The organism is Streptomyces sp. NPDC057280 (genome assembly GCF_042668605.1).
GTDB lineage: Bacteria > Actinomycetota > Actinomycetes > Streptomycetales > Streptomycetaceae > Streptomyces.
On record NZ_JBHUYR010000002.1, the window covers coordinates 107,042 to 129,155 of the forward strand.

22 protein-coding genes and 1 tRNA gene are annotated in these 22,114 nt (G+C 71.4%); 13 read left to right on the plus strand and 10 right to left on the minus strand.

Annotated features, from left to right (window positions below; translation table 11 throughout):
* Window positions 1-217: 217 nt before the first annotated feature.
* The 5 genes from ACFUO4_RS11075 (at window position 218) to ACFUO4_RS11095 (ending at window position 6,623) form a co-directional block, all read left to right on the plus strand.
* Window positions 218-1,111, plus strand: coding sequence for a xanthine dehydrogenase family protein subunit M (locus ACFUO4_RS11075; protein WP_079309825.1), 894 nt, complete (start codon window positions 218-220; stop codon window positions 1,109-1,111).
* On the plus strand, window positions 1,108-2,745 hold the full coding sequence (locus tag ACFUO4_RS11080) for a 2Fe-2S iron-sulfur cluster-binding protein (protein WP_383482609.1): 1,638 nt from the start codon (window positions 1,108-1,110) through the stop codon (window positions 2,743-2,745). Before ACFUO4_RS11075 ends, ACFUO4_RS11080 begins: the two co-directional genes overlap by 4 nt.
* A complete protein-coding gene (locus ACFUO4_RS11085; RefSeq protein WP_383482613.1) occupies window positions 2,742-5,051 on the plus strand; it encodes a xanthine dehydrogenase family protein molybdopterin-binding subunit in 2,310 nt (769 codons plus the stop codon). The genes ACFUO4_RS11080 and ACFUO4_RS11085 overlap by 4 nt, the downstream gene beginning before the upstream one ends.
* A complete protein-coding gene (locus ACFUO4_RS11090) occupies window positions 5,048-5,170 on the plus strand; it encodes a hypothetical protein (RefSeq protein WP_383482616.1) in 123 nt (40 codons plus the stop codon). Before ACFUO4_RS11085 ends, ACFUO4_RS11090 begins: the two co-directional genes overlap by 4 nt.
* Before the next feature lie 274 nt (window positions 5,171-5,444).
* Window positions 5,445-6,623: an SUKH-4 family immunity protein gene (locus ACFUO4_RS11095; RefSeq protein WP_383482619.1), complete on the plus strand. Its 1,179-nt coding sequence runs from the start codon at window positions 5,445-5,447 to the stop codon at window positions 6,621-6,623.
* Window positions 6,624-6,648: 25 nt separating this feature from the next.
* Here ACFUO4_RS11095 and ACFUO4_RS11100 read toward each other — a convergent pair whose 3' ends face one another.
* On the minus strand, window positions 6,649-7,302 hold the full coding sequence (locus ACFUO4_RS11100; RefSeq protein ID WP_383482622.1) for a hypothetical protein: 654 nt from the start codon (window positions 7,300-7,302) through the stop codon (window positions 6,649-6,651).
* A 3-nt stretch (window positions 7,303-7,305) separates the two neighbouring features.
* Window positions 7,306-8,802 carry a sialidase family protein gene (locus ACFUO4_RS11105; protein WP_079309828.1) on the minus strand — a complete coding sequence of 499 codons (1,497 nt, stop codon included), beginning with the start codon at window positions 8,800-8,802 and terminating at the stop codon, window positions 7,306-7,308.
* Window positions 8,803-9,093: 291 nt separating this feature from the next.
* Between ACFUO4_RS11105 and ACFUO4_RS11110 the strand changes: the two genes are divergently transcribed.
* On the plus strand, window positions 9,094-9,477 hold the full coding sequence (locus ACFUO4_RS11110) for a hypothetical protein (protein WP_079309829.1): 384 nt from the start codon (window positions 9,094-9,096) through the stop codon (window positions 9,475-9,477).
* A gap of 65 nt (window positions 9,478-9,542) precedes the next feature.
* Here the strand turns inward: ACFUO4_RS11110 and ACFUO4_RS11115 are convergent.
* Window positions 9,543-9,614: transfer RNA gene (locus ACFUO4_RS11115), tRNA-Cys, on the minus strand.
* A gap of 219 nt (window positions 9,615-9,833) precedes the next feature.
* Here ACFUO4_RS11115 and ACFUO4_RS11120 point away from each other — a divergent pair.
* The 6 genes from ACFUO4_RS11120 to ACFUO4_RS11145 all read left to right on the plus strand — a co-directional run bounded on the left by ACFUO4_RS11120 (window position 9,834) and on the right by ACFUO4_RS11145 (window position 15,821).
* The gene (locus tag ACFUO4_RS11120) at window positions 9,834-11,291 is read left to right on the plus strand and encodes an MFS transporter (protein ID WP_383482624.1); all 1,458 of its coding nucleotides are present in this window, start codon (window positions 9,834-9,836) and stop codon (window positions 11,289-11,291) included.
* A gap of 33 nt (window positions 11,292-11,324) precedes the next feature.
* On the plus strand, window positions 11,325-11,522 hold the full coding sequence (locus ACFUO4_RS11125; protein ID WP_079309830.1) for a hypothetical protein: 198 nt from the start codon (window positions 11,325-11,327) through the stop codon (window positions 11,520-11,522).
* On the plus strand, window positions 11,522-11,890 hold the full coding sequence (locus ACFUO4_RS11130; RefSeq protein ID WP_383482628.1) for a type II toxin-antitoxin system death-on-curing family toxin: 369 nt from the start codon (window positions 11,522-11,524) through the stop codon (window positions 11,888-11,890). Before ACFUO4_RS11125 ends, ACFUO4_RS11130 begins: the two co-directional genes overlap by 1 nt.
* Window positions 11,891-12,096: 206 nt before the next feature.
* Window positions 12,097-13,884 (plus strand): DEAD/DEAH box helicase, encoded by a 1,788-nt coding sequence (locus tag ACFUO4_RS11135; RefSeq protein ID WP_383482631.1) that lies wholly within the window; start codon window positions 12,097-12,099, stop codon window positions 13,882-13,884.
* Between the two features lie 332 nt (window positions 13,885-14,216).
* Window positions 14,217-14,858 carry an IclR family transcriptional regulator gene (locus ACFUO4_RS11140; RefSeq protein ID WP_126272349.1) on the plus strand — a complete coding sequence of 214 codons (642 nt, stop codon included), beginning with the start codon at window positions 14,217-14,219 and terminating at the stop codon, window positions 14,856-14,858.
* Between the two features lie 171 nt (window positions 14,859-15,029).
* Window positions 15,030-15,821 carry a PDZ domain-containing protein gene (locus ACFUO4_RS11145; protein ID WP_383482636.1) on the plus strand — a complete coding sequence of 264 codons (792 nt, stop codon included), beginning with the start codon at window positions 15,030-15,032 and terminating at the stop codon, window positions 15,819-15,821.
* On the opposite strand, the gene ACFUO4_RS11150 is transcribed toward ACFUO4_RS11145, so the two are convergent.
* The 7 genes from ACFUO4_RS11150 to ACFUO4_RS11180 form a co-directional block, all read right to left on the minus strand.
* On the minus strand, window positions 15,818-16,000 hold the full coding sequence (locus tag ACFUO4_RS11150) for a hypothetical protein (RefSeq protein ID WP_383482638.1): 183 nt from the start codon (window positions 15,998-16,000) through the stop codon (window positions 15,818-15,820). The two genes, ACFUO4_RS11145 and ACFUO4_RS11150, sit on opposite strands and share 4 nt — an antisense overlap.
* Before the next feature lie 11 nt (window positions 16,001-16,011).
* Window positions 16,012-16,593 (minus strand): ArsR/SmtB family transcription factor, encoded by a 582-nt coding sequence (locus ACFUO4_RS11155; RefSeq protein ID WP_383482641.1) that lies wholly within the window; start codon window positions 16,591-16,593, stop codon window positions 16,012-16,014.
* Between the two features lie 80 nt (window positions 16,594-16,673).
* Window positions 16,674-17,636, minus strand: coding sequence for a glycine betaine ABC transporter substrate-binding protein (locus ACFUO4_RS11160; protein ID WP_383482644.1), 963 nt, complete (start codon window positions 17,634-17,636; stop codon window positions 16,674-16,676).
* Window positions 17,633-18,454: an ABC transporter permease gene (locus tag ACFUO4_RS11165; RefSeq protein ID WP_079309837.1), complete on the minus strand. Its 822-nt coding sequence runs from the start codon at window positions 18,452-18,454 to the stop codon at window positions 17,633-17,635. The genes ACFUO4_RS11160 and ACFUO4_RS11165 overlap by 4 nt, the downstream gene beginning before the upstream one ends.
* Entirely contained in the window at window positions 18,451-19,695 is a 1,245-nt protein-coding gene (locus ACFUO4_RS11170) for a betaine/proline/choline family ABC transporter ATP-binding protein (RefSeq protein ID WP_383482647.1), read from the minus strand. Before ACFUO4_RS11170 ends, ACFUO4_RS11165 begins: the two co-directional genes overlap by 4 nt.
* Window positions 19,688-20,335, minus strand: coding sequence for an ABC transporter permease (locus ACFUO4_RS11175; RefSeq protein ID WP_079309839.1), 648 nt, complete (start codon window positions 20,333-20,335; stop codon window positions 19,688-19,690). The genes ACFUO4_RS11170 and ACFUO4_RS11175 overlap by 8 nt, the downstream gene beginning before the upstream one ends.
* Window positions 20,336-20,355: 20 nt before the next feature.
* Window positions 20,356-20,835, minus strand: a complete 480-nt coding sequence (locus tag ACFUO4_RS11180) for an Lrp/AsnC family transcriptional regulator (protein WP_079309840.1) — start codon at window positions 20,833-20,835, stop codon at window positions 20,356-20,358.
* A 127-nt stretch (window positions 20,836-20,962) separates the two neighbouring features.
* On the opposite strand from ACFUO4_RS11180, the gene hppD reads away from it, so the two are divergent.
* The gene (hppD, locus tag ACFUO4_RS11185) at window positions 20,963-22,108 is read left to right on the plus strand and encodes a 4-hydroxyphenylpyruvate dioxygenase (RefSeq protein WP_383482651.1); all 1,146 of its coding nucleotides are present in this window, start codon (window positions 20,963-20,965) and stop codon (window positions 22,106-22,108) included.
* Window positions 22,109-22,114 lie beyond the last annotated feature (6 nt).

The window sequence follows — 22,114 nt, forward strand, 5'->3', positions numbered from 1 at the left end:
ATCACTGAAGAGAGGCAATTCGCTCACACCGGTGATGCCGTACGAAAACGGACCATCTCCCTGATGAGGTGGGCGAATGCCTCCTACCGGACCCCGTTCTTCGGGCCCTGCGAAGATGTGCCAGAGTTGCCACGTCCGCCCTGTCAGCACGTACCGTACGGCAGCAACAGGCGGGACCAGCTGGGACCAGGTGGGGCAGCGGGAAGGGGCAGCCGGTTTGACCACGCACGCACCGCAGGCGGCGCAGGCCGTCACGCTGCCCACGACGCTCGACGAGGCCGTGGCGGCGCTGGCCGCCACGCCCGCCGCCGTGCCCGTCGCGGGCGGCACCGATCTCATGGCCGCGGTGAACTCCGGCCAGCTCAGGCCCGCCGCGCTGGTGGGCCTCGGCCGGATCAGCGAGATCCGCGGCTGGCAGTACCAGGACGGGCACGCCCTGCTCGGCGCCGGGCTCACGCACGCGCGCATGGGCCGCCCCGACTTCGCCGCCCTCATCCCCGCGCTCGCCGCCTCCGCGCGCGCCGCGGGCCCGCCGCAGATCCGCAACGCGGGCACCCTGGGCGGCAACATCGCCACCGCGTCCCCCACCGGCGACGCGCTCCCGGTGCTGGCCGCCCTGGAGGCGACGCTGATCATCGCGGGCCAGGGCGGAGCCCGCCGGGAGATCCCGGTGTCGCACCTGCTGGCCGGGGTGGACATGCTGCGCGGCGGCGAGCTCATCGGCTTCGTGCGCGTGCCGCTGCTGCACGCGCCGCAGGTCTTCCTCAAGGCCACCGGCCGCACCGGCCCCGGCCGGGCCATCGCCTCCGTCGCGCTGGTCCTCGACCCCGCCCGGCGCGGAGTCAGGTGCGCCGTCGGAGCCATAGCGCCGATGCCGCTGCGGCCCCTGGACGCCGAGCAGTGGGTCGGCCGGCTGATCGACTGGGACAACAACCGCGCGCTCGTCCCGGAGGCGCTGCACGCCTTCGGCGAGTACGTCGCCGCGGCCTGCATCCCGGACCCGGTCCCGGAGCCCGACGGCTCCGTGCAGCCGCTTCCGCCCGCCGTACTGCACCTGCGGCGCACCGTCGCCGCGCTGGCCCGACGAGCACTGGGGAGGGCGCTGTCGTGACCGACGACCAGCACGGAGAAGGCGCCGCGCCCCACGGCGGCGGCCGCTGGGACCCGCTGCCCCAGGGCGACTACGACGACGGCGCCACCGCCTTCGTGAAGCTCCCCGAGGGCGGCATCGACGCCCTGCTGGCCTCCGACAGCCCGCTCGCGGCGCCGGGCCACGGCTATGTGCCGCCGCAGATAACGGTGGCGCCCGGCGGTTCGGCGGACACCGACCCGGCGGCCACCGGCACCTGGGCCGCGGCCCCGGCCGGCGGCGCGCAGTGGCCCGACCCCAACGCCGTGCCGCAGGACGGGCACCAGGCCGGGAGCGACCAGTTCACGTACAACCCGGGGGCGACCGGGCAGTGGACCTTCCAGGACGCGTCGGACTCCGCTCCGGCGCCCGGCCACGACGTCACCGGACAGTGGTCCATCCCCGTCGCCGGGGGTGACCTTCCGGACGAATCGGGCGAGTTCACCACGTCGTCGCTCGTCGAGCAGTGGGGCGGCGGCACCCCGCCGGCCACGCTGCCCGGCGGCGCGTCGGCCCCCTGGGCGACACAGACGGGACAGCCGTGGGACACGGGGGCGGTGGATGCCGGGCAGCCGGCGGCTCCCGGAGCCGGGCACGGACACGCGCACGCCCCCGCCGACGGCGGTCACGGCCTGCCGGGCGGCGACGAGCACGGACACGTGCCGCCGGACGCCGTGGGCGACGCGACCGCCGCGGACGGCCACGCGCGCGTGGCGGCGGGCCGGGACGGGTCCGCCCCGGACGCGGCGCGCGCTTCCGCCGAACCACAGGACCACCCCTCCGACGCCGCCCCCGCCGCAGCCGCCTCACAGCCCTCTCCGGGCGACGGTGAGGACGCCGCCGCGGCCGAGGCCCCCGAGGGCTCCCAAGGGGCCGTGGAGGCCGCTGAAGAGGCATCCGGGCCGCGCGCCGAGCACACCGCGGACGGCGGCTCCGCTCCGGCGGCCGAGGACGCGGAGGACGACAGCGCCGAACAGCCTCCCGCCTTCCCCGGCGAGGAACACCCCCTCGCCGCCTACGTCCTGCGCGTCAACGGCGTCGACCGGCCCGTGGCCGACGCCTGGATCGGCGAGTCGCTGCTCTACGTGCTGCGTGAGCGGCTCGGCCTCGCCGGCGCCAAGGACGGCTGCTCGCAGGGCGAGTGCGGGGCCTGCAACGTCCAGGTGGACGGGCGGCTCGTCGCCTCCTGCCTGGTCCCCGCCGTCACCGCCGCCGGCAGCGAGGTCCGAACCGTCGAGGGCCTCGCCGAGGACGGTCGCCCCTCCGACGTGCAGCGGGCCCTCGCCCGGTGCGGCGCCGTGCAGTGCGGCTTCTGCGTGCCGGGCATGGCGATGACCGTGCACGACCTGCTGGAGGGCAACCCGGCGCCGACCGAGCTGGAGACCCGCCAGGCGCTGTGCGGCAACCTGTGCCGCTGCTCCGGCTACCGGGGCGTCGTCGACGCCGTCAAGGAGGTCGTCGCCGAGCGCGAGGCACACGCCGCCGCGACCTCCGAGTCGGACGGCGACGAAGCACGTATTCCCCACCAGGCGGGCCCGGGAGCCGGCGGTGTGAACCCGTCGGCCTTCGAGCCGCGGCACGACCAGGCGTACGGACCGGACGGAGGCCAGGCGTGAGCAACGAAGCCGCCACCGCGACCACTCCCGCGGAGGCAGCCCCTGCCCCCGAGCCGATCCCGCACGGCCTCGGCGCCTCCCTCCCGGCCGCCGACGCGCGCGCCAAGACCGAGGGCACGTTCCCGTACGCGGCCGACCTGTGGGCCGAGGGCCTGCTGTGGGCGGCCGTGCTGCGCTCCCCGCACCCGCACGCGCGCATCGTGTCCATCGACACGACCCACGCGCGGGAGATGCCCGGCGTCCGCGCGGTCATCACCCACGAGGACGTCCCCGGCCACCCGCTGTACGGCCGCGGCAAGGCCGACCGCCCGGTCTTCGCCTCCGAGGTCGTACGCCACCACGGCGAGCCCATCGCGGCCGTCGCCGCCGACCACCCCGACACCGCGCGGATGGCCGCCGCGGCCGTCATCGTCGAGTACGAGGTGCTCGACCCGGTCACCGACCCGGAGCTGGCCTTCGAGGCCGAGCCGCTGCACGCCGACGGCAATCTGATCCGGCACATCCCGCTGCACCACGGCGACCCGGCCGCGACCGGCGAGATCGTCGTCGAGGGCCAGTACCGCATCGGCCGCCAGGACCCGGCCCCCATCGGCGCCGAGGCCGGACTCGCCGTGCCCCGCCCCGACGGCGGCGTCGAGCTCTACCTCGCCTCCACCGACCCGCACACCGACCGGGACACCGCCGCCGCCTGCTACGGCCTGGAACCCGAACGCGTCAAGATCGTCGTCACCGGCGTCCCCGGCGCCACCGCCGACCGCGAGGACCAGGGCATCCAGCTTCCGCTCGGCCTCCTGGCGCTGAAGACGGGCTGCCCGGTCAAACTCACCGCTACGCGCGAGGAGTCCTTCCTCGGCCACGCGCACCGCCACCCGACCCTCCTGCGCTACCGCCACCACGCCGACGCCGACGGCAAGCTGGTGAAGGTCGAGGCGCAGATCCTGCTCGACGCCGGCGCCTACGCCGACACCTCCTCCGAGGCCCTGGCCGCCGCCGTCGGCTTCGCCTGCGGCCCCTATGTCGTCCCGAACGCCTTCATCGAAGGCTGGGCCGTGCGCACCAACAACCCGCCCTCCGGTCATGTCCGCGGCGAGGGCGCCATGCAGGTGTGCGCCGCCTACGAGGCCCAGATGGACAAGCTGGCGAAGAAGCTGGGCATCGACCCCGCCGAACTCCGCCTGCGCAACGCCATGGCCACCGGCGACGTCCTGCCGACCGGCCAGACCGTGACGTGCCCGGCCCCGGTCGCCGAACTCCTCCAGGCCGTACGCGACTTCCCGCTGCCCGCGCTGCCCAAGGACACCCCCGAGGACGAGTGGCTGCTGCCCGGCGGCCCCGAGGGCGCGGGGGAGCCCGGCGCGATCCGCCGGGGTGTGGGCTACGGCCTGGGCATGGTGCACATGCTCGGCGCCGAGGGCGCCGACGAGGTCTCCACGGCCACCGTCAAGGTCCACGACGGCATCGCGACCGTGCTCTGCGCGGCCGTCGAGACCGGCCAGGGCTTCACCACGCTGGCCCGCCAGATCGTCCAGGAGACGCTCGGCATCGACGAGGTCCACGTGGCCCCCGTCGACACCGACCAGCCCCCGGCCGGCGCGGGCTGTCGAGGCCGCCACACCTGGGTCTCCGGCGGCGCGGTGGAACGCGCGGCGAAGATGGTCCGCACCCAGCTCCTCCAGCCGCTGGCGCACAAGTTCGGGATGTCCACCGAGCTGCTCCAGATCACCGACGGCAAGATCACCTCGTACGACGGCGTCCTGTCGACCACCGTCACCGAGGCCATGGAAGGCAAGGAGCTGTGGGCCACCGCCCAGTGCCGCCCGCACCCGACGGAACCGCTCGACGAGCAGGGCCAGGGCGACGCGTTCGTCGGCATGGCCTTCTGCGCGATCCGCGCGGTGGTCGACGTCGACATCGAACTCGGCTCGGTCCGAGTCGTGGAACTCGCCGTCGCGCAGGACGTCGGGCGGGTGCTGAACCCGGCCCAGCTGGCGGCCCGTATCGAGGCCGGTGTCACTCAGGGCGTGGGCATCGCGCTGACCGAGAACCTGCGCACCGCGCGCGGGCTGATCCGGCACCCCGACCTCACCGGGTACGCGCTGCCGACGGCCCTGGACGCCCCGGACATCCGGATCGTGAAGCTGGTCGAGGAACGGGACGTGGTCGCGCCCTTCGGCGCGAAGGCGGTGAGCGCGGTGCCGGTGGTGACGTCACCGGCGGCCGTCGCCTCCGCCGTGCGGGCCGCGACCGGCCGCCCGGTGAACCGGCTGCCGATCCGCCCGCAGGCCGCGGTGGTGACGGGACAGTGAGCCAGGACGATCCGCAGCGCTACGAACCGCCGCCCAGCGTCGGCAAGTTGCTGATCTGGATCCTGGTGTTCGCGCTCGCCGCGCTGGTGGTCGTGCTGGGCGGCGTCTACCTGACGTGACGCCCCGGATCGGGCTGCGGCCGGACACCTCGGAGCTTTCGGCGGGGGAGACGGTGGAGGCGATTCCGGCGGGGAGGCAACGCGCCAGGGTGGTTTGAGCGTCTGTGTGTCGTGGGGCGTGGCCGTGTGGCCGTGGAGTCCCGGCTGTCGGGGGCCGTTGTCAGTGGCGCGGCGTAGTGTTCCGGTCAGTGGGGAACGACGGCGAGATCTTCACGACGAACCCGCCCTGCCCTGCCCTGCTCGGGGACACAGAGCCAGCACGCACGGGGGAACGATGAGCACGACCGGCACCGCACCCGCGGTGATCACCTTGACCGACGACGACCTGGAGCGCCTCGTCACGCACGCGTCCACGCGCAGCTGGCTGACGGGCCCCGGACTGCCCGTGGAGATCGGCCTGTTGAGCTTCGCGGAGCTCGGCCGCGAGGGCCTGCGCACCCTGACGGACGCGACCGGCGACCCCAGCGGGCGGCTGGCCGTGGACATGCGGGACCAGCTGGTCATAGGCGGACTGCTCGACGACGAGGGCCGGGAGACGGAGTCGGTCCTGCTCGACGGCGTGACGGGCGAGGTGTCGACGACCGACTTCTGGTGGGACCGCCCGGACCTGATGGAGCGCCGCCCGCTGGCCCCGTCGCTGGAGAAGCTGGTGCGCTTCGCGACGGCGACGGAGGAACTGACGGAGCTGCGCGGCCAGTTCGCGGCCTACGCCGACCGTTACGGCCCGCAGGTGGCGGCGGAGGCCTCGCGTCAGCTGCTCGCGATCTTCGAGGAGGGCACGGGCGGCGAGGTGCCGGCGTTGTGGCGGGCGGCGGCCCTGATCCGTCCGCTGTCGCTGACGGCAGGCCCGGGCCGGGCCTCGGGGCTGGCGCTGGACCTGCCGTCCCGGCTGCTGGACCAGGAGTTCGGGCAGGGCGAGATCTGGCGCTTCGAGGAGGTCGACTTCCCCGCGACCCTCACCCATGAACCCACCCGCCGCTTCCTGCGCGACACGGGCCTGCCCGAGGACACGGCGCTCTTCCGCCTGGACACGGACGTCCCGCTGCCGACCCTCACCGAGCACCACGCCGACGACCCGGCCGCCGGACTCCCGGGCGACGCCGACCACTTGATACGCCTCGGCCACCTCGTCGAGGACAACAGCCTGGTGGTCGACGGCCGGACCGGCGCGGTCCTGCACTGGAGCGAGCCCGAGGCGGTGCTCCACCCGCTGAACACGGACGTCTCCACGCTCGCCTTCACACTCTGGCTGCTGAGCCGCGAGGCGACGCTCGACGAGGAGCTGTCGCAGGGCCGGAACCGCGTGCTGGACGAGCCGCTGGGACCGCACGCCCAGCTGGCGGCCACGATGATCCAGGTCCTGTCGACGGTCGACCGCACCGGCGGCGCACCGGACGCCGACTGGCACTACTGGACACAGGCGCTGCGGGACGAGGCGGGCGGGCTGCTCTGACCCCACCCGCCCCGGCCCTTCGCGCTCACTCCTCCGGCGACTCCGGCGACTCCGGCGACTCCGGCGACTCCGGTGTCTCCGGTGCCGCCGAGGCCCCGCCGGGATCAGCGGCGTCCGGTGCGGCGGAGGTCGCCCCCGGTGCCGGTGCCTCGGGGGACTCCAGCACCGGATGGGGCCGGGTGCGGGCCGCGACCTCGGGCTCGGCCTCCCACAGCCTGGTCTGCTGCTCCCGCGCCTCCTCGGCGGCCCGGGTGATGAGCGCCCGCAACTCCGCGAGGTCCAGGGCGCCTTCCGCGTCGGCCCGGTCGTCCTCGACCTCCTCCGAGAGCAGTACGGTCTCGCCGTCGAGCGGGAAGACGCTGGAGAAGTACGGCACCCACGAGCTGCGGCTCTCCCGGACCAGGAAGGCGACCTGCGGCCGGTCGTCCTCCGGCGCGAGCCGCCAGGCCACCTGCTCGGCGGACCCGGTGCCGCCGGGCATCCGGATGGTCAGCGCGCCCTCGTCGTCACCCTTGAGCACCTCGGCGGGCGTGGCCCGGAAGGTGCCCAACTGCCGTTCCTCGCGGGCCTCGTGGTCGGCGGTGACGGACTCCAGGGTGCGCCCGCGCAGCACGACGACGGCCTGGCAGTCGCGGATGCGCTGGAGCAGGGTCGGCGTGGTGGTGAGATACGTCGCCATGGCTCACTCGCCTCCGTACCACAGGAGAAGGTTGTTGCCGACGCGGCTGTGGGCCAGGGCCGGCGCTGTGCTGGACGTGGAGTTGGGCAGCTGCTGGGCCGCGGACCAGGAGGTCTTGAGCCACTCCTTCTGTGCGACGCGCAGCGAGGTGAGGAAGTTCTGTTCCCGGAAGGAGAGATGGAAGAGATTGCGGCCGGGATCGTAGGTGACGGCGGGCTGGGTGCGGGTGCGGTCGTTGGAGTAGCCGGTGCCGCGCTGGACGAGCCGGTCGCCGGAGACCTCGCAGTCGAGGCTGCGGACCAGGTTCATGGAGTAGATGTCGGGCCCCGCCCAGGAGAAGCCCAGGACCAGCCGGTTGTCGGGAGCGGCGCCCAGCGAGATGCCGGCGAGCGACTTGTAGTCGTAGCTGGTCGGCACGACGGCGGGCGTCGACCAGGTCCAGCCGTCGTCGTAGGAGACGCTGGCGCGGATGCGGCCGGTGCCGGTGTGGTCGGCGCGGTCGAAGTGCGCCCAGGCCAGCACCCAGGCGCGGCGGCCGTTGACCACGGTCGAGGCGAGGCCCGGGGTGCCGAAGGTGGTGGCGCCGGCCGGGGTGCCGGCCCAGGCCCAGCTCTGTCCCTGGTTGGTGGAGCGGACGACGCGGATGCCGCCGTTGTTGTCGTTGTGCACCCAGGCCATGAGCATCAGCCCGCCGGGTTCGTCGGCGAGCGCGGGGCCGTGCACGGAGCGCTCACCGCCGTAGTAGACCCAGCCGTTGAAGAGGAAGTTGACGCCGTCGGTGCGCAGCCAGGTCGGGATGCGGTTCGGGTGGCTCCAGCCGAGCGCGTAGAGTCCGCTGGTCCCGATGGAGGTGACGCCCGGCGTCAGGCAGGTCCGTGCCTGATAGTTGTTGTAGTCGGTGATCTGCGTCCCTTGCGCGAACCACGACCCGCCGCCGTCGACGGACCGGAACTCCCGCAGCCGGTTGCGGTCGAAGTCCCGGTAGATCGCCTTGGCACGCGCGACGTCACCCTCCCACGGCCCGAACCGGTACCGGTGATAGCCGTAGTCGCCCCACATGGTCTCCTGGTCGCCGGCGCTGTGGTCGAGCCAGAAGCAGTGCCCCAGCTCGTGCAGGAAGACGCCCTGCAGATCGATCTGCCCCGGCGCGGCGTTGAACGGCACGATCGGCCACGGTGTGAGATCGGCCCCGTTCTTGCGATGGATGACCAGACTCGCCTTGCGCCAGCTGGTGAACGTCGAGGCGACGCGTGTGGTGTCGAAGTGCCGTTCGTTCATCGACACGAGGATCTCGCCGTCCTGCGGCTCGGTCCGGTCGGTGTAGTTCCAGAACTGGAAGCGGCAGTCGACCCCCGCGTGCTGCCACCGCGTGTACGCGTTGAGCACCGCGTCCGTGACCGGGCCCTGCCAGTCGTTGCTGATGCCCTGCGCGGTGAAGGACTGCCAGTTGATGAAGATCCGGGGCCGGTCCCCGGCGTTCCAATATGCCTGATCGCCCATCGCATCCCCCTGATGCCGGCGCGGAGCCCCTCAGCGGCTCCGGTGCGGGCAGCATGGCAGCGGATCAGGCATCCGAGGAGACAAACAGCCTATGTGGGTACGCACCTTTCGCTTTGCTGACTCATCGGAGGATTCACAGCAAAACGGAACGAACGGCACAAGGTGACCCGCATCGCGCCTGCCCCCCACCCCGCATTAATCATCAGCCAACTCCCTTTCCCCTCAGGTAAGTTCGGGCGCGACCAGTTGTTCGAAGAGAGGACCGCCGCTGTGCGCAAGCTCCACCGTCGAATGACGACCGCCCTCGGGGTGGCCGCGGCCTCCGCGTCGGCGCTCGCCCTGGGCATCGCCCCGGCCCAGGCGGCCGGCGAGGTCTACGAGGCCTCCAACTCCATCGTCTCGGCGGACATCACCGCGAAGACGTACTTCGCCGCCGACGGTGAGATCCTCACCGCCCTCGACATGCTGAAGGACGGCCACGGCACGGCCGCCCAGTGGCGCTACAACTCCAGCTCCTCGACCCACTCGTACTACAACGGCAACGGCTACGCCGTCGCCAAGGACTGGGACCTGTCCTTCCCCGAGGGCACCACCCTCCAGATCCGCGCCTGCCTCCAGGACGGCTCGGACGGCACGCCGTACAGGTGCGGCGGCTGGGAGTACGCCAGGGCCTGACCCCGGCCGACGGAAAGGGCGGCACCCCCACCGGGGGCGCCGCCCTTTCGTCACGCTCGGCACAGAGGCCGTGGCGGGAATTGAACCCACGTACCTCGCTTTGCAGGCGAGTCCCTAAGCCACTCGGGCACACGGCCCTTCGCCGGATCAGAGCCTGGACTCCGTTCCGGCTTCGGTGAGATGACCGTACGGGCGGGACGAGAAGGGGCTCAAGGGAATCGGCCGCCCTGCAACGGGACTGCCACACGCCGTTCATGAAAGGCGGGGGCGCGGCTCTGGTCGTACGACCAAGGTCTCAGCCCAAGGCCACCTCCCGACAGGGGTCAAACCCCGCCACGACCCTTACGCTGGCGACCATGACCACCCTCGAACCGCGCGACACCGACGTCACGCACGCCACCCCTGACCTGGCCCCCGACAGCGAGGAAGGGGTGCTGAGCCGGGCCTACCGGGCGCTCAGTGTCGGGATCGTGTCGGTCGTGCTGCTCATCGCCTTCGAGGCCACCGCGGTCGGGACGGCGATGCCGGTGGCGGCGCGGGAGCTGAACGGGGTGTCGCTGTACGCGTTCGCGTTCTCGGGGTACTTCACCACCTCGCTGTTCGGGATGGTGCTGTCCGGGCAGTGGTCGGACCGGCGCGGCCCGCTCGGCCCGCTCACCACCGGCATCGCCTCCTTCGCCGCCGGGCTGATGCTGTCCGGCACCGCGGGGGCGATGTGGCTGTTCATCCTCGGGCGGGCCGTGCAGGGGTTCGGCGGCGGGCTGGTCATCGTCGCGCTGTACGTCGTCGTGGGGCGGGCCTACCCGGAGCGGCTGCGGCCCGCGATCATGGCCGCCTTCGCCGCGGGGTGGGTCGTGCCGTCGATCGTCGGACCGCTCGCGGCGGGTGCGGTGACCGAGCATCTGGGCTGGCGGTGGGTGTTCGTCGGCATCCCCGTACTCGTCGTCTTTCCGCTGGCCCTCGCGCTGCCGCAGATACGCCGGCGAGCCGGCGGACCGGTCGACGGCTGCGCCCGTACCGCCTCCTTCGACCGGCGCCGCATCCGTCTCGCCCTCGGCATCTCGCTGGGCGCGGGGCTGTTGCAGTACGCCGCCCAGGATCTGCGGTGGCTGTCGGCGGTCCCGGCGGTCGCGGGCGCCGCGCTCCTCGTGCCGGCCGTACGCGGACTGCTGCCCCGCGGCACCTACCGGGCCGCCCGCGGCCTGCCCTCCGTCGTCCTGCTGCGCGGGGTCGCCGCGGGCTCCTTCATCGCCGCCGAGTCCTTCGTGCCGCTGATGCTGGTCACCCAGCGGGGGCTCACGCCGACGCTCGCCGGGTTCTCGCTGGCGGCGGGCGGGCTGACGTGGGCGCTGGGCTCGTGGGTGCAGTCGCGGGCGCGGGTGGAGCCGTACCGGGAGCGGCTGATGACGTCCGGGATGGTGCTGGTGGCGGCGTCGATCGCCGCGGCGCCGAGTGTGCTGATCGACTCGGTGCCGGCCTGGACGGTGGCGGTGGCGTGGGCCTTCGGCTGCTTCGGGATGGGGCTGGTGATCTCCTCCACCAGCGTGCTGCTGCTCCAGCTCTCCGCCCCGGAGGAGGCCGGCACCAACTCCGCGTCCCTCCAGATCTCCGACGCCCTCGCGAACGTCGTCCTGCTGGCCGCGGGCGGCGCCGCCTTCGCTGCCCTGGGCGGTGGCGCGGTGAGCCATGCGGCGACGGAGGCGTCCGGCGCGGGCTCGCATCCGGCGGCCTTCGCGGCGGTGTTCCTGCCGATGGCGGGGGTGGCGTTGGTGGGGGCCTGGGTGACGAGGCGGTTGCGGAGCGAATCCCGGTGACACCGCGTGGTACCACGTAGTACCGTCCTAGGTATGGCTGGACTGAACCTGCGTTTCACGGACGAAGAGCTCGACGCCCTGCGTGAGCGTGCGGCGGCGGAAGGGCGCAGTATGCAGGCCTTCGCGCACGACGCGGTGATCGCGGCCATAAACGAGCACTCACGTCTGTTCAACGAGGCGGCCGATCATGTGCTGAAGGCCAGTGTTGAGCTGAACCGGAGGCTCGCCTGATGCACTACCTCACGTTGCCCGAGCTGCTGAACCTGGCGAAGCGGCTCGGGGCCGACGAGGTGCGCGATTACGGGCTGCTCGACTCGGCCCTGACCCGTCCGCAGTCGAGTGTGTTCGGGCAGGACGCCTATCCGGATGTATGGCAGAAGGCTGCCGCGCTGATGGAGTCGCTGGCGCGGAATCGCGCGCTCGTCGACGGGAACAAGCGCATCGCCTGGTACGCGACCTGGGTCTTCCTGCACATGAACGGACACCCCCTCGACCCGGCCTTCGATGTGGACGACGCCGAGCGGTTCGTCCTGGATGTCTGCCAGGGTGCCTTGGACGTGCCCAAGATCGCGGCCCATCTGCCGCGCTTCGCGCGCTGACTGTGACCTCGGTCCCACCCACGGGCGACCCGGCCCCGTCCGCACGTTGACGGCACCGGGCCGCCGGTAGGGTGGCCCGGTTGTCATACGTAGCCCGACCTTACGGACCACCAGCCGAGCCGCCCGACCCTCGTACGGAGACCGTGACTACCGCCCGCCCGTCACCCGCCACCACCCTCAACGGAGGGCCCTCCGGACCCGCGCCTATGTCTGCCTCCACCACGTCCCACCACCTCTCGCCCGCCTTCCCCGGCCGCGCCCCCTGGGGCACCGCCAGCAAGCTGCGTGCCTGGCAGCAGGGGGCGATGGAGAAGTACATCCAGGAGCAGCCGCGTGACTTCCTCGCGGTGGCGACCCCGGGCGCCGGCAAGACGACCTTCGCCCTCACCCTCGCCTCCTGGCTGCTGCACCACCACGTCGTGCAGCAGGTGACCGTGGTCGCGCCGACCGAGCATCTGAAGAAGCAGTGGGCGGAGGCGGCCGCGCGGATAGGGATCAAGCTGGACCCGGAGTACAGTGCGGGCCCGCTCGGCAAGGACTACCACGGCGTCGCCGTGACGTACGCCGGTGTCGGCGTCCGCCCCATGCTGCACCGCAACCGCGTCGAGCAGCGCAAGACCCTCGTCATCCTCGACGAGATCCACCACGCCGGTGACTCCAAGTCCTGGGGCGAGGCCTGCCTCGAAGCCTTCGAGCCGGCCACCCGCCGGCTCGCGCTCACCGGTACGCCGTTCCGGTCCGACACCAACCCCATCCCCTTCGTGACGTACGAGGAGGACAACGCGGGCATCCGGCGGTCGGCCGCCGACTACACCTACGGGTACGGCAACGCGCTCGCCGACCACGTCGTCCGGCCCGTCATCTTCCTCTCCTACAGCGGCAACATGCGCTGGCGGACGAAGGCCGGTGACGAGATCGCCGCCCGGCTCGGCGAGCCCATGACCAAGGACGCCGTCTCGCAGGCCTGGCGTACCGCGCTCGATCCGCGCGGTGAGTGGATGCCGAGCGTGCTGCGCGCCGCCGACCAGCGGCTCACCGAGGTCCGCAAGGCCATCCCGGACGCGGGCGCGCTCGTCATCGCCTCCGACCAGGACTCCGCCCGCGCCTACGCCAAGCTGATCCGCGAGATCACGGGCACGAAGGCCACGCTCGTCCTCTCCGACGACGCCGGCGCCTCCAAGCGCATCGACGACTTCAGCCAGAGCAACGACCGCTGGATGGTCGCCGTACGCATGGTGTCGGAGGGCGTCGACGTCCCGCGCCTCGCCGTCGGCGTGTACGCCACCACCATCTCCACGCCCCTCTTCTTCGCCCAGGCCGTCGGCCGCTTCGTACGGTCCCGGCGCCGCGGCGAGACCGCCTCCGTGTTCCTCCCGACCGTCCCCGACCTCCTCACCTTCGCCAACGAGATGGAGGTGGAACGGGACCACGCCCTCGACAAGCCGAAGAAGGAGGGCGAGGAGGACCCGTACGCCGAGTCCGAGAAGGAGATGGAGGAGGCGAACAAGGAGCAGGACGAGGACACCGGCGAGCAGGAGCAGTTCGCCTTCGAGGCACTGGAGTCCGAGGCCGTCTTCGACCGGGTGCTCTACGACGGCGCCGAGTTCGGCATGCAGGCCCACCCGGGCAGCGAGGAGGAGCAGGACTACCTCGGGATCCCGGGCCTCCTGGAACCCGACCAGGTCCAGCTTCTCCTCCAGAAGCGGCAGGCCCGGCAGATCGCGCACAGCCGCAAGAAGCCGGACTCTGAGGCGGACCTGCTGGAACTGCCCGCCGAGCGGCGGCCCGTCGTCTCCCACAAGGAGATGATGGAGCTGCGCAAGCAGCTCAACACGATGGTGAGCGCTTACGTCCATCAGAGCGGCAAGCCGCACGGCGTCATCCACACCGAGCTGCGGCGCGTGTGCGGCGGACCGCCGAGCGCCGAGGCCACCGCCGGGCAGCTGCGGCAGCGCATCGCCAAGGTCCAGGAGTGGGCCACCCGGATGCGCTGAGCCCCTGGCCGAGAGGGTGCGGGGCATGTCAGATGCTGTGCTCGCAGGATGCTGGGCGTCGTACGTATCAGGACAAACAGAAGTACTCCGTACCGGCCACTGACCGGATTCTGGACGGAGCCTTCCGCTCAGCGAACCGGCTTCGCTAATGTCCCGCTACGCACACGCCCCGTGGCAGCGCCGCCGCGGAGCGCAGCCGTGAAGCGACGCGGCCCGGTACGCATGCCGGGCCGCCGGCCGATCGGCGGCCTCTGACGCGCGTCGCCGACGGGACTCGATGACGCACCGCCGCGACAAGGCCGCCGACCTCACCACTTGGAGGAGTGGGCGTCGTGACCGCGGAGACCTCTCAGACGCTCGACCGAGGACTGCGTGTCCTCAAGCTGCTGGCCGATACGGACCACGGGCTGACCGTCACCGAGCTATCCAACAAACTGGGCGTGAACCGGACCGTCGTGTACCGGTTGCTCGCCACCCTCGAACAGCATGCTCTCGTACGACGTGACCTGGGCGGACGTGCCCGGGTCGGCCTCGGCGTGCTCCGCCTGGGCCGCCAGGTGCATCCGCTGGTGCGCGAGGCCGCCTTGCCGGCCCTGCGTTCCCTCGCCGAGGACATCGGGGCCACGGCCCATCTCACGCTGGTGGACGGGGCGGAGGCGCTGGCCGTCGCCGTGGTCGAGCCGACGTGGACGGACTACCACGTGGCCTACCGCGCCGGGTTCCGCCACCCCCTGGACCGGGGTGCCGCGGGCCGGGCGATCCTGTCCGCCCGCACCCAGCCGCCCGGCGAGCCGGGCTACACCCTCACCCACGGCGAACTGGAGGCGGGAGCCAGCGGCGCCGCCGCCCCGCTGCTCGGCGTCACGGGCGTCGAGGGCAGTGTCGGCGTGGTGATGCTGGCGGACGCGGTGCCCGAACGGGTGGGCCCGCGGGTGATGGACGCGGCACGGGAGGTGGCGGAGGCGTTGCGCTGAGCCCTTCGGCAAGGGTGACCGGGGTGGCCGTGGGTCACCCCGGGACACCACCGGCGAAGTGTCCGCCGGTCACCTCCCCCGTGGCACCACCGGCGAAGTGTCCGCCGGTCACCTCCCCCCGTGACACCACCGGCTCCTGGCCGGAACTGGTCGTCGCGTTAGATTGATCCCGTGCTCTCTCGCCTCACGCGCCCCCGGGCCGTCGCCGTCTGCGCCCTGCCCGTCGTGGCCCTCCTCGCCACCGCGGCGTTCGCGCCCCTGCCGTTCTCGCTGGCGCAGCCCGGCATGACGGCGAACGTCCTCGGCGAGAACCAGGACACCCCGGTGATCACGATCACGGGTGCCGAGACGCGTACGACGACCGGGCAGCTGCGGATGACGACCATCGAGGCGACCAATCCGGACACCCGGGTCTCGCTCGGGGACGTGCTCGACGCGTGGTTCGCCACGGACCAGGCGGTCATGCCGCGCGACTCGGTCTACCCGAGCGGGCAGTCCACGCAGCAGATCGAGCGGCACAACACCGAGCAGATGAAGGAGTCCCAGGACGCGGCGACCGAGGCCGCGCTGAACTACCTGGACCTCTCCGACAAGAACATCAAGGTCACCCTGAAACTGGCGGACGTGGGCGGCCCCAGCGCCGGGCTCCTCTTCTCCCTCGGCATCGTCGACAAGCTGGACGGCGACGGCAACGGCGGTGACCTCACGGGCGGCCGGGTGATCGCCGGTACGGGCACGATCGACGCCGACGGGACGGTGGGCGCGGTGGGCGGCGTCTCCCTGAAGACGCAGGCCGCGAAGCGGGACGGCGCCACGGTGTTCCTCGTCCCCGAGGACGAGTGCGGCGACGCGAAGGCGGAACTCCCGAAGGGGCTGCGGCTGATTCCGGTGACGACGCTGAAGGGGGCCGTGAGCTCCCTGACGGCGCTGGAGTCGGGGAAGGGGTCGGTTCCGAGCTGTTAGGCCATCGCCGGGCGGGGGCTGGCGGCGAGGCGGAGACCGAGTTCGATCAGGGTCCAGCCGAGGCGGGTGCGCAGCTCCCTGGGGGGCTTGGCCTCGGTGGCGAGGCGGTGCGCCTCGGCTTGGGCGCGGAGGTCGGCGGCGCGGGCCTGGTGCAGGGCGAGGTGGGTCTCGGGGTGCATGGCGGGGCCTCTCAGTCCGTGTGGATGGGGAAGAGGTGCGTGTGGATGCGCACGCGCTCGGCCTCGGGGTTGTCCTTGTCGGCCTCGAACGTGTCGTAGCTCTTGAGCAAGTCGTGCAGCTTGGTGAGGAGTTCGCGAGACCGCTCGGGTGTCAGCCGTAGCGTGAAGTCGCTCAGGTCCATGGCGTGGTTCGACCACTTCGGGAGCCAGTCGTCGCGGGTCGCCACGAAGGTCGACACTTCGCGGGCGTGGTCGGTCGCGACCTCGTGGAGGAAGGTGTCGGCCGCCCCGCGCACCGCCGGATCCGGGCTCTGCAACAGGTCGTCGGTCATGCTGATGCCCTGCTCGACCGCTTGCCACCAGCGCTCCCGGCCCTTGCCGCGGTCCGGTGCGTCCTCGACGAAGCCGTGGGTGGCCAGCTGCCGCAGGTGATAGCTCGTGGCACCGCTGGACTCGCCCAGCCGCTCGGCGAGCATCGAGGCGGTGGCGGGGCCATGTCGGCGCAGGGCGTTGAGCAGTTCCATGCGCAGCGGATGCGCCAGTCCCCGCAGTGAACGCGCGTCAAGTTTCCGAAGGTTGGGCTCTTCCGGCATGCGTACAAAGATAGCTATGCAAAGGTTCCTTTGCAACGACTTCTTTGTAAGTCATCGGAGGCCGACCCCGGAGGCCCAGGTCAGCCCTCCTTCACGAACCCCTCCGCCTTCATCCAGTCCAGCGCCACCTGGTGCGGATCCTCCCCGTCCACGTCCACCTTGGCGTTCAGCTCCTGCGCCACCGTGTTGTTCAGCTTCTTCGTGACCGGGTCCAGGACCTTCTCGATCGCCGGCCACTTCTTCAGGGCCTTGGAGTTGATCTCGGGGGCGGCGTTGTAGTTGGGGAAGAACTTCCTGTCGTCCCGCATGACCGCGAGGTTCATGGACCTGATGCGGCCGTCGGTGGTGAAGACCTCGCCGTAGGTGCAACCGCCCTTCTTCACCTGGGTGTAGATGATCCCGGTGTCCATCTGCGTGATGTTCTTCGCCGGCACGCTCATCCCGTACGCCTTCTCCATGCCCGGCAGCCCGTCCGCGCGGTTGGCGAACTCGCTCTCCACGCACAGCGTCACCGCGCCGGGGTCCGACTTCGAGAGGGCGGCGACATCCGACAGCGTCTTCGTGCCGTACTTCTCGGCGTTGGCCGCGTTCATGGCCAACGCGTACGTGTTGTTCAGGGCCGCGGGAGGCAGCCACGTCAGGCCGTTCTTCAGGTCGGCCGCACGGACCGCCTCCCACTGCGCCTTCGGGTCGGCGATCGGCTCGCTGTTGCCCAGGTACGTGATCCACGCGGTGCCCGTGTACTCGTACATCCCGTCCGCGTCACCGGACTTGACCGCCTCCCGCGCCCCGATGGACCCCTGGATGCCGGTGCGGTCCAGCACGTCCGCGCCCGCCGCCTCGAACGCGATGCCCATGATCGCGCCCAGGATCAGCTGTTCCGTGAACTCCTTCGACGTGACCGTCAGGCTCGCGCCCTTCAGTGGCTCCCCGCCGCCGATCGACCCCGGCCGCACGTCGTCGACCATGGGGGAGCCGCTCGTCAGACCGCAGGCCGAGGCCAGCAACACCACCGCGCCGGTGAGAGCAACCGCGCGCTTCATCGCCCCACCTCCAGCCCCCGCGGCCGCAACACCAGTTCCGCGAGCGAGGCCAGCCAGTCCACCAGCAGGGCCAGTGCCACCGTGAGGATCGAGCCCAGCATCAGCACCGGCATGCGCTGGGTGGTGATGCCGGTCGTGATCAGGACGCCCAGGCCGCCGCCCCCGCCGAACGTCGCCAGCGTCGCCGTACCGACATTGAGGACCAGGGCCGTTCGGACGCCCGCGAGGATCAGGGGGACCGCGAGCGGGAGTTCCACCCGCGTCAGCACTCCCACCGGCGACATCCCGATGCCCCGCGCCGCCTCCAGCAGCGTCGGGTCGTTCGCCTTCAGGCCCGCGATCGTGTTCGACAGCACCGGGAGCACCGCGTAGATGACGATGCCGATCAGGGCCGCCTTCGTGCCCGTGCCGAGCCAGATCACCAGCAGGGCCAGCAGGCCGATCGCCGGGGTCGCCTGGCCCATGTTGGCCACGGCCATGGCGACCGGGGTGGCCTTCCGGAACATCTTCCGGGTCAGCAGGATGCCCAGCGGGATCGCGATGATCAGCACGAAGAAGGTGGAGATCACCGTCAGCTTCACATGCTGCCAAAGGGCCTTCGAGACCTGCCCGTTGGACAGCGCGTTCTCGGAGATCGAGTCCAGGTCCGCCTGCTGGAACCACAGCCAGGTCGCCAGCAGCACCGCCACCAGGACGGCGGGCAGGAAGGTCAGCTTCTGCCAGGTGATCCTGCGCCGCAGGTCCACCCGCGGTGCCGGCGCCTCCCGTTCCTCCAGGGATTCCGACTCCTCCGCCTGCTCCAGCTCAGGCACGCTCACGCCTTCTTCTCCCCTCCGTCGCCCTCCTGTTCGGCGTGGGTCTGGGCGGCCCTGGCCTCCTCCAGCTCGTGCTGGTGCTCCATGGCCTCCAGCCGGTCCGCCTCCAGCAGTTCGTGCACGGAGTTCATCAGCGTCTCCATGTCGACGACGCCCGTGTACTCCCCGCGCCGCCCGGTCACCGCCACCCGCCCCGCGTTGTCCGTCAGCACGGCCTCCAGCGCGTCCCGCAGGGTCGCGTCCCGCGTCACCGTGTCGCTCACGAGCGTGCCCGCCCGCGCCAGCGAACCCTTCGCCCGCATCAGGTCGCCGCGCCGCAGCCACTTGTAGGGGCGGCCGCGTTTGTCGAGGAGGAGGATCTCGTTCGTGGCGCTGTCCCGGAGCCGGTTGAAGATGTCCTGGAGCGGGTCGTCGACGGTCACCGTGGGGTAGTCGGTGATCTCCACGCTCCCCACCCGGGTGAGGTTGAGCCGCTTGAGGGCCGCCCCGGCCCCGACGAACCCCGACACGAAGTCGTCCGCCGGGTTGGTGAGGATCGCCTCCGGGGTGTCGAACTGCGCGATGTGCGAGCGTTCGCGCAGCACGGCGATACGGTCGCCCAGTTTGATCGCCTCGTCGAAGTCGTGCGTGACGAACACGATCGTCTTGTGCAGCTCGTGCTGGAGCCTGATCAACTCGTCCTGGAGATGGTCCCGGGTGATCGGGTCGACCGCGCCGAACGGCTCGTCCATCAGCAGCACCGGCGGGTCCGCGGCCAACGCCCGGGCCACGCCCACACGTTGCTGCTGGCCGCCGGAGAGCTGACGCGGATACCGGCCGTGGAACTCGCCCGGGTCGAGCCCCACCAGGTCCAGCAGCTCCTCCACCCGGTCCTTGATCCGGCTCTTCCCCCAGCCGACCATCTTCGGCACCAGCGCGATGTTCTGCGCGACCGTCATGTGCGGGAACAGGCCCGCCGACTGGATCGCATAGCCCACCTTGCGGCGCAGCTTGACCGGATCGATGTCGGTCACGTCCTCACCGCCGATCCGGATGCGGCCACCGGACGGCTCGATCAACCGGTTGATCATCTTGAGCGTCGTCGACTTGCCGCAGCCGGACGGACCGACGAAGATCACGATCTCGCCCGCCTTGATCTCCATGGTGACGTTGTCGACGGCGGGGTGGGGGTTGCCCGGGTAGCGCTTGGTGAGGTTCTCCAGCTCGATGGAGGCTCCCGAGGTGACGCCGGCGGTCTCAGACACGGATCCCCCTGGGAATGGTCAGCCGCCCGATCAGGACGTACGCGGCGTCGAACAGCAGGGCCAGCACGATGATCCCGAGCGTGCCCGCGAGCACCTGGTTGAGCGCGTTCTTGCTGCCCAGGGAGGCGATCCCGCGGAAGATCTCGTTGCCGAGGCCGGGCCCGGAGGCGTACGCGGCGATGGCCGCGATGCCCATCAGCATCTGCGTGGAGATACGGATGCCGGTCAGGATCGGCGGCCAGGCCAGGGGCAGCTCGATGCGCACCAGCCGCATCGGCCGGGACATCCCGATGCCCGTCGCCGCGTCCACCAGGGACGGATCGACCCCGCGCAGGCCGACGATCGCGTTGCGCACGATCGGCAGCAGCCCGTACAGGGTCAGCGTGATCACCGTGGGCGGCACGCCGAGGCCGACGAGCGGGATGAGCAGACCGATCATGGCGAGCGACGGGATGGTCAGAATGGTCGAGGTGGTCAGCGTCGCGAGGTTCCCGGCCCATGCGCTGCGATAGGTGACGACCCCGATCAGCACCCCGAGAAGCGTCGCCACGACCATGCACTGGAAGACGGCGCTGGCGTGCTGATAGGCGTCGGCGAGCAGCTGCTGATGGCGACTGCCGAGGTACTCCCAGAAGCTCACACGCGGTCACCCCATGACGGCTAGTCTCTGTCCTCGCTCTCCGCCGCCTGCTCCACCAGCGGGATGATCCGCAGCGGAACCGGGTTCTCCATCACGATCGCCGTGGCGGCCCGGACGATCCCATCGAAACCGACAACCCGGTCGATCACCCGCTGAAGATCCGCGTTGGACCGGGCCACCAGGCGGCACAGCATGTCCCCGGAGCCCGTGGTCGTGTGCAGCTCCAGCACCTCCGGCACGGTCGCCAAGTGCGCCCGTACGTCCGGGCCTTGCCCCTGCCGGATCTGGAGCGTGGCGAACGCGGTCACCGGGTAGCCGAGGGCCGCCGGGTCCACCTCGGGACCGAACCCGCGGATGACGCCATTCGACTGAAGGCGGTCGAGGCGCGCCTGCACCGTCCCGCGGGCCACCCCCAGCCGCCGGGACATCTCCAGCACCCCGATCCGGGGCTCCCGCGCGAGCAGCACGATGATCCGTCCGTCCAGTCCGTCGATCCCCATAGCCATACCCTTCCGCGGTGGTCATCCTGTACAGAGAGCCCGCCGACAAGGGCCCGGCATCGGACATATTGTCCAGCGAATACGCCATCCATTGCTCATCTTGCCGCCGCGGGGCAACGCTGCCCATATGACGCAGACCACACACCAGACCCCCGACACCGCCCGGCAGGCCGACCCCTTCCCGGTCAAGGGAATGGACGCGGTCGTCTTCGCCGTCGGCAACGCCAAGCAGGCGGCGCACTACTACTCCAGCGCCTTCGGCATGCGGCTGGTCGCCTACTCCGGACCGGAGAACGGCAGCCGCGAGACCGCGAGCTACGTCCTGGAGAACGGCTCCGCCCGGTTCGTCCTCACGTCCGTCATCAAGCCCGCCACCACCTGGGGCCACTTCCTCGCCCGGCACGTGGCCGAACACGGCGACGGTGTCGTCGACCTCGCCATCGAGGTCCCGGACGCCCGCCGCGCGTACGCCTACGCGATCGAGCACGGCGCCACGAGCGTCACCGAGCCCCACGAGCTGAAGGACGAGCACGGCACCGTCGTCCTGGCCGCGATCGCCACGTACGGCGAGACCCGCCACACCCTCGTCGAGCGCACGGAGTACGACGGCCCCTACCTCCCCGGCTTCGTCGCCGCGAGCCCTCTCGTCGAGCCGCCCGCCCACCGCACCTTCCAGGCCATCGACCACTGCGTCGGCAACGTCGAGCTCGGCCGGATGAACGCATGGGTCGGCTTCTACAACAAGGTCATGGGCTTCACGAACATGAAGGAGTTCGTGGGCGACGACATCGCCACCGAGTACAGCGCGCTGATGTCCAAGGTCGTCGCCGACGGCACGCTCAAGGTCAAGTTCCCGATCAACGAGCCCGCCCCCGCCAAGAAGAAGTCCCAGATCGACGAGTACCTGGAGTTCTACGGCGGGGCCGGCGTCCAGCACATCGCGCTGAACACCGGTGACATCGTCGAGACCGTACGGACCATGCGGGCGGCCGGGGTCCAGTTCCTCGACACCCCCGACTCGTACTACGACACCCTCGGCGAATGGGTCGGCGACACCCGCGTCCCCGTCGAGACCCTGCGCGAGCTGAAGATCCTCGCCGACCGCGACGAGGACGGCTATCTGCTGCAGATCTTCACCAAGCCGGTCCAGGACCGGCCGACCGTGTTCTTCGAGATCATCGAGCGCCATGGCTCGATGGGCTTCGGCAAGGGCAACTTCAAGGCCCTCTTCGAGGCGATCGAACGCGAGCAGGCCCGCCGCGGGAACCTGTGAAGCCAC

Bases quoted from the DNA above. Each gene is read 5' to 3' on its own strand.
- ACFUO4_RS11095 (WP_383482619.1), top strand. From the start codon at position 5,445: ATGAGCACGACCGGCACCGCACCCGCGGTGATCACCTTGACCGACGAC.
- ACFUO4_RS11100 (WP_383482622.1), bottom strand. From the start codon at position 7,302: ATGGCGACGTATCTCACCACCACGCCGACCCTGCTCCAGCGCATCCGC.
- ACFUO4_RS11105 (WP_079309828.1), bottom strand. From the start codon at position 8,802: ATGGGCGATCAGGCATATTGGAACGCCGGGGACCGGCCCCGGATCTTC.
- ACFUO4_RS11110 (WP_079309829.1), top strand. From the start codon at position 9,094: ATGACGACCGCCCTCGGGGTGGCCGCGGCCTCCGCGTCGGCGCTCGCC.
- ACFUO4_RS11120 (WP_383482624.1), top strand. From the start codon at position 9,834: ATGACCACCCTCGAACCGCGCGACACCGACGTCACGCACGCCACCCCT.
- ACFUO4_RS11125 (WP_079309830.1), top strand. From the start codon at position 11,325: ATGGCTGGACTGAACCTGCGTTTCACGGACGAAGAGCTCGACGCCCTG.
- ACFUO4_RS11130 (WP_383482628.1), top strand. From the start codon at position 11,522: ATGCACTACCTCACGTTGCCCGAGCTGCTGAACCTGGCGAAGCGGCTC.
- ACFUO4_RS11135 (WP_383482631.1), top strand. From the start codon at position 12,097: ATGTCTGCCTCCACCACGTCCCACCACCTCTCGCCCGCCTTCCCCGGC.
- ACFUO4_RS11150 (WP_383482638.1), bottom strand. From the start codon at position 16,000: ATGCACCCCGAGACCCACCTCGCCCTGCACCAGGCCCGCGCCGCCGAC.
- ACFUO4_RS11155 (WP_383482641.1), bottom strand. From the start codon at position 16,593: ATGCCGGAAGAGCCCAACCTTCGGAAACTTGACGCGCGTTCACTGCGG.
- ACFUO4_RS11160 (WP_383482644.1), bottom strand. From the start codon at position 17,636: ATGAAGCGCGCGGTTGCTCTCACCGGCGCGGTGGTGTTGCTGGCCTCG.
- ACFUO4_RS11180 (WP_079309840.1), bottom strand. From the start codon at position 20,835: ATGGGGATCGACGGACTGGACGGACGGATCATCGTGCTGCTCGCGCGG.
- hppD (WP_383482651.1), top strand. From the start codon at position 20,963: ATGACGCAGACCACACACCAGACCCCCGACACCGCCCGGCAGGCCGAC.